8 protein-coding genes and 2 pseudogenes are annotated in these 5,271 nt (G+C 70.3%); 5 read left to right on the forward strand and 5 right to left on the reverse strand.

Going from position 1 to position 5,271, the window contains the following annotated elements:
• Together FV228_RS19455 and FV228_RS33220 are read left to right on the forward strand one after the other, a co-directional pair.
• Positions 1–298: hypothetical protein (locus FV228_RS19455; RefSeq protein WP_246693956.1), on the forward strand; the 298-nt coding region annotated here is incomplete at its 5' end.
• Between the two features lie 35 nt (positions 299–333).
• Positions 334–501, forward strand: coding sequence for a hypothetical protein (locus FV228_RS33220; RefSeq protein ID WP_187277823.1), 168 nt, complete (start codon positions 334–336; stop codon positions 499–501).
• 4 nt (positions 502–505) lie between these two features.
• Here FV228_RS33220 and msrA read toward each other — a convergent pair whose 3' ends face one another.
• Positions 506–1,162: a peptide-methionine (S)-S-oxide reductase MsrA gene (gene msrA, locus FV228_RS19460; RefSeq protein WP_147856126.1), complete on the reverse strand. Its 657-nt coding sequence runs from the start codon at positions 1,160–1,162 to the stop codon at positions 506–508.
• Between the two features lie 252 nt (positions 1,163–1,414).
• Here msrA and FV228_RS19465 point away from each other — a divergent pair.
• Positions 1,415–1,861: pseudogene (locus FV228_RS19465) on the forward strand (PAS domain-containing protein); the annotation flags it as partial.
• Positions 1,862–1,918: 57 nt separating this feature from the next.
• Here FV228_RS19465 and FV228_RS19470 read toward each other — a convergent pair.
• On the reverse strand, positions 1,919–2,239 hold the full coding sequence (locus tag FV228_RS19470) for a PetM family of cytochrome b6f complex subunit 7 (RefSeq protein WP_147856128.1): 321 nt from the start codon (positions 2,237–2,239) through the stop codon (positions 1,919–1,921).
• A 206-nt stretch (positions 2,240–2,445) separates the two neighbouring features.
• Between FV228_RS19470 and FV228_RS19475 the strand changes: the two genes are divergently transcribed.
• Positions 2,446–3,123 carry an HAD family hydrolase gene (locus FV228_RS19475; RefSeq protein WP_147856129.1) on the forward strand — a complete coding sequence of 226 codons (678 nt, stop codon included), beginning with the start codon at positions 2,446–2,448 and terminating at the stop codon, positions 3,121–3,123.
• 530 nt (positions 3,124–3,653) lie between these two features.
• Positions 3,654–3,926: a hypothetical protein gene (locus tag FV228_RS19480; protein ID WP_147856130.1), complete on the forward strand. Its 273-nt coding sequence runs from the start codon at positions 3,654–3,656 to the stop codon at positions 3,924–3,926.
• Positions 3,927–3,939: 13 nt separating this feature from the next.
• Here the strand turns inward: FV228_RS19480 and FV228_RS19485 are convergent, their stop codons facing one another.
• The 3 genes and pseudogenes from FV228_RS19485 to FV228_RS33780 all read right to left on the reverse strand — a co-directional run.
• Positions 3,940–4,194, reverse strand: a complete 255-nt coding sequence (locus tag FV228_RS19485; protein ID WP_147856131.1) for a hypothetical protein — start codon at positions 4,192–4,194, stop codon at positions 3,940–3,942.
• A 93-nt stretch (positions 4,195–4,287) separates the two neighbouring features.
• Positions 4,288–4,554 carry a hypothetical protein gene (locus tag FV228_RS19490; protein WP_147856132.1) on the reverse strand — a complete coding sequence of 89 codons (267 nt, stop codon included), beginning with the start codon at positions 4,552–4,554 and terminating at the stop codon, positions 4,288–4,290.
• Positions 4,555–5,144: 590 nt separating this feature from the next.
• A pseudogene (locus FV228_RS33780) lies at positions 5,145–5,216 on the reverse strand (50S ribosomal protein L15); the annotation flags it as partial.
• Positions 5,217–5,271: the final 55 nt, after the last annotated feature.

Below are 5,271 nucleotides of genomic sequence, written 5' to 3' on the forward strand. Positions count from 1 at the left end.
TTCAGGGCGTTCGCCGGCGGAGCCGCCGGCCAACGCCCTGAAAGCCGCCAAGCTCGCCGGGCTGGCCGGCTTCGTGAACGTCCATTGCCCGGCGCTGCGGACCGACGGCGACCGCTTCAAGAGCGTGGTCCAGGCCATGGGCGTCGATCCGGCGGACCTCGAGCGCGACACCCTGCTGCTGCAGGCCCGCGCCTACCTGGCCGTCTACGAGAAGGACGTGCCGGCCAGCTGTGCCCGCGCGGACGAGATGTTCGGGCGCACCGGCAAGGTCGTCCCGGGGGTGTTCGTCCCGCGCTGATCGCCCAACCCGGCGCGACGTGCTAGGGCCACCGGATGCCCCGCTGGCTTTTCCTCATCCTCGTCACCGCCCTCGCCCTCTCGGTCGTGGGCGGGGTGCTCATCGTGCTGCGCAGCCCGCGGAGCACCCCCCAGCCCGAAGCGGGCGCCGTCACCGCGCCGGCGGTGCCGGCACCGGCTGCGCGGCCGGGCGGCAGCCCGTAACGGCTCAGGCGGCGATCCCGGTCCCCACCGGGCAGCTCACGCCGGTGCCGCCGAGCCCGCAATAGCCCGCCGGGTTCTTGGCGAGGTATTGCTGGTGGTAGCCTTCGGCGAAGTAGAAGTGCTGGAGCGGCACGATCTCGGTGGTGATGTCGGGGAAGTCGCGCGCCCGCAGGGCCTCGGCGTAGGTCGCCCGCACGGCCTTGGCGGTCGCCTCCTGCTCGGGGCCGACGGTGTAGATGCCCGAGCGGTACTGCGTGCCGGCATCGTTCCCCTGGCGCATGCCCTGGGTCGGGTTGTGGCTCTCGAAGAAGGTCCGCAGCAGGGCGTCGAGGGGCAGGATAGCGGGATCGAAGGCCACCAGCACGACCTCGTTGTGGCCGGTCTGGCCGGTGCAGACCTCCTCGTAGGTCGGGTTCGGGGTGTAGCCCCCGGCATAGCCGACCGCCGTGACGAACACGCCCTTCGGCAGCTGCCAGAACCGGCGCTCGGCCCCCCAGAAGCAGCCGAGCCCGAGCACGATCGTCTCGATCCCCGGGGGATAGGGGCCCTTGAGCGGGTTGCCGTTGACGAAATGGGTCTCGGTGGTCGGGACGGGATTCGGGCGGCCCGGCAGGGCCTCGGCGGGGCTCGGCATCTCGGGGCGCTTGCGGAACAGGAACATCGTCTCTCGCCTTCCGGGTCTCAGGGTGTGATCCGAATATGGGGTCGACCCGGGCTCCAAAGAAGCGGCCGGGAAAGCGGCCAAGAAGCTGGGCATGACAGGTTTGGCCGTCTGCAAGAGCCGTACAGCGCGCTGGAAACCCGTGCGTCCGTGGCTAATCCCGACCGGAGGACTGGACCGGGCCTGCGATTTCCGGCTTGTAGGCGCGAGGGAGCCGCCCCCACGGGTCGCGGCGTGAGGGGCTGAAGCCGGATGGAGACGGGCTGGACCGCCACGAGCCACGTGCTGGACAATCTCAGGACGGAATCGAACCGGGGCGACCCGTTCGCCGCGGCCGTGCGGGCGACCCGGATGCCGATGATCGTCACCGATCCGCGGCAACACGACAACCCGATCGTGTTCGCGAACGACGCCTTCCTGACGCTCACCGGCTATTCGCGGCTGGAGGTGACCGGGCGCAACTGCCGCTTCCTGCAGGGGCCGGAGACCGACCCGGCCGCGATCGAGCGCCTGCGTGCCGCGATCCGGCGGGAGGACGACATCAAGATCGACCTCCTGAACTACCGCAAGGACGGCTCGGTCTTCCAGAACGCGCTGTATGTCGGGCCGGTGCGGGATGCGGCCGGGACGGTCGTCTACTATTTCGCGTCCCAGGTCGACGTGAGCGAGCACTACGCGCTCACCGCCGAGATCGCGCGGCTGACGGAGGAGCTCGCCGCGGCGCGGGCATGGCTCGCGGGGCGGTAGGACCGCCGATCAGGGCTTCGTCAGGAACCCGATCGGCTCCCGGCCCGGCTGGCCGAGCCAGAGCAGCACCGCACCGAGCCCCAGCCCGATCAGCGAGGCCGGGGCCAGGGTGAGCGGCAAGCCCAGAAGGTGCCAGAGCCAGGGCGCCGCCCCCTCGATGCTGCCCTGCAGGGTGCCGGCCTTGTCCTTGAACAGGGTCCCGATCACGTCCGAGAGCGGCGTGACCCGCAGGCCGTTGTTGGCGATCGAGCGGGCGCCGTCATAGACCAGCGCGACGAAGCCGCCGGCCATCAGCAGGAAGCCCAGGACGCGGGCCAGGAAGCGGAACATCGCGGGGTCTTCTGAGCCATGCCTGGCGCCGGGAGAGGCGCCCGCCCCGGGAGTATGGGGCCGGGCCGCCGGGTGCAAGCGGCGGCATGCAGAGCGCGGCCTGCGGGCGGTTGCCGGCCTGAGGGGGCCATGCCACAGGGTCCATGCCACAGGGTCGCCCGGCGGGGGCTTGCCGTGAGGATGTGCCGCCGGAGGACCGGTCGAGCTTGGAAGCGCGCGTGAACACACTCGGCCTGGTGATCTTCGATTGCGACGGCGTCCTCGTGGACAGCGAGCCCCTGAGCCTCGCCTGCCTCACCGCCGGCCTGAACCGGATCGGGGTCGCGATCACCTTCGAGACGGTGCGGGCACGCTTCACCGGCACCTCCATGGTGTCGATCATGGACCACGTCGCGCGCGATTACGGCGTCACCGCCCCCCCGGGCTTCGTGGAGGCGGTCAAGGCCGAGACGCTGGTGCTGTTCGATGCCGAGCTGCGGGCGATGCGGGGCGTCGCCGAGGCGGTCGCGGCCCTGGGCCTGCCGACCTGCGTCGCGTCGAGCAGCGACCCGGTGCGGCTGCGCCATTCCCTGAGCCTGACCGGGCTCCTGCCGCTGTTCGGCGAGCGCGTCTTCTCCTCGGCGCAGGTCGCCCGGGGCAAGCCCTTCCCGGACCTGTTCCTGTTCGCCGCCGCGCGCATGGGGGCGGCGCCGGAATCCTGCCTGGTGATCGAGGACAGCGTGCCCGGGGTCACGGCGGCCCGGAGCGCCGGGATGCGGGTCGCCGGCTTCACCGGCGGCGGCCATTGGGGCCACGACCCCGCGGGGGCCGACCTGATGACGGCCGGCGCCGGCCGGGTCTTCTCGGATTTCTCCGACCTCGCCGCGGTGATCGCCGCCGCCTGAACGATCGCGTCTCCCGGAGGCCCGAACCGGACCGGCTTCCTGCCAGGCCGGCCCCGAAAATCGGAACCCCATTCCGTTGACGGGCCGGCGGCCCGCGCCCATCTTGATCGGCGCCGAACCGGACGTTTCGCGACCTCCGACGGCCGCGGTGATTTGAGAAGCGTAGCTTGCGCCGCGTCATCAAACGCTAAAGCACTGCGACGGCGCCCGCGCCGCGCGGTCCTTCAGTCTGGAGGACAGTCGATGTCGATCCGAACCGTCTCCCTTCGACGCCCGCTCCGTTCCGTATCCGGCGCCCCGGCCCATCGCTGGCGCTGTCGATGCCGAGTGGGTCTCACGGCGAAACCCGGGATGCGCCCGCGAGCCTGAGCCGGCCGAGCACCCGCCCCGCGGCAGCGCATCCGTCACATCCGGGGCGTAGAGAGCCGCCCGATCGCGTCGATCGGCGAGTCCCGCGCGCCTTCGACGATCCGTACCATCACCCGCATTCCGGCACGGCCCTGGCGCCGGCCATCGCAGGATTCCGTCCCATGCCCAGCCTCGACGTCGCGTTCACGCCGACAGACCGTCCCGACCCCATCCCCAGCACGCTTGAACCCGAAAGCACCTTTGCCCCCGAAAGCACCTTTGCGCCCGAAGACGTCGCCCGCGCGGAGCGGGCCGAGGAACAGGTCCGCTTGGCGGCCGAGCGGGCCGACCGGGCCGAAGCCCGCGCCACCGAGGCGCATATGTGGCTGCGGCGCATGCACGAATGCATGGTCAGCGAGTTCGGCACCCTCGCGGCGGAACCGACCCGGCCCTGACGTGCCGCCGCGGTCACGCGACCGTCGGAGCCGCCGCGACGTCCACCGCGTGCTGCGCCCAGGCGTAGGGCTCGATATGGCCGTGATACACGGCGATCTCGAGTTGCAGGACCCGGACGCACTCGGCCGACAGCTCCGTCAGGATGTCGTAGCCCTCCTCGTCCACCGCGGACCGGACCGACACGAACGGCCGGTGATCGTCGTAGGTGACGAGGACTTCCTGTTCGGCATACGGATCGAGCGGGTTAATACAATAATGGGCCGGCATCTGCCTTCACTCCCGAGATGATGTCACGCAGGATGCCTCTAGTTCCGGGTTGTAACAGCCCGATGAAGAGTGCCGACCGCCCTGATGCACGGATCACAACCCGAGCGGGGCGCCGGGGCCGGACGCGATAGGCAGCGGTGCGATTGGGAGCGGCGCGGAAAACTCGGCCCGGAGGGCTGCGAGCGCCGCGCGGATCGCCAGCGTCACCGAGCGCGGCGCGCGCGCGGCCTGGGCGCGCAGCTGAAGCTGCTGCAGCTCATGCCGGAGGACCCGCCGCCCGGGATCGCCGGGGATCCCGTAATCCGCGGTGAGCAGGCTCAGCAGCTGCCGGCCGAACGGATCCGCAAGAAGGGCCGCCATCAATCCATCCCAATGCAATACAGAGACCCGCTAATAGCGGCTTATGCTCTATCGCTCAGTATAAACCGCTGATTGGCGACTCCATAGCCGGAATGATAGGCGTAGATTACTGACTTGCGTACCCCCCGCGCAGGCCAGTACCGGCGAGGCGGGAGGGGGAGCCTTGCTCGCCCGCCTCGCCGGTACCCCCGGCTCCCGGTCCTCGCTCCGATGCGCCCGCTTACGCCGGGACCGGCATCCCCTCCGGCGGCGAGCGCCCCGGTCGGACGCGGCCGATCTCCCGATCGACGTCCCGCCCCGGGCCGACTCCGTATCCTTGCTCCGTATCCGTGCGGAGCCACGCGCTCCTGCGATGCGCCGGCGGTCGCCCGGTCTGTGCGCAACCTTCACCGATCCCGGCGCCCTGTTGAATTCGCCTCAAAACGACCAATCGTTTTAATGGCGAAACAACAATTCCCGGCGATGATTGCTGCATCCGGGCAATTCTAAGCTGTCCAGCGAGCAGGCCACCGTGACCCTCAGTCTCGTTCTCAGTATCACCGCCCCGCTGCTGACCGGCGTCGGCGCCCTGCTTTGGGCCGGGTTCGTGGCCCCGTGCCTCGACCGACGCGCATCCGATTCTTGGTTGCGCCGGGATTGTCGCTGATCTCGTTGAGCTTCATCGGTGCCTCCTCACGCCACGTCGCCGTGGACGCGCACGAGGTGCGCAACCTTGCG

Source organism: Methylobacterium sp. WL18, from assembly GCF_008040015.1.
In the GTDB taxonomy this organism is placed as follows: domain Bacteria; phylum Pseudomonadota; class Alphaproteobacteria; order Rhizobiales; family Beijerinckiaceae; genus Methylobacterium; species Methylobacterium mesophilicum.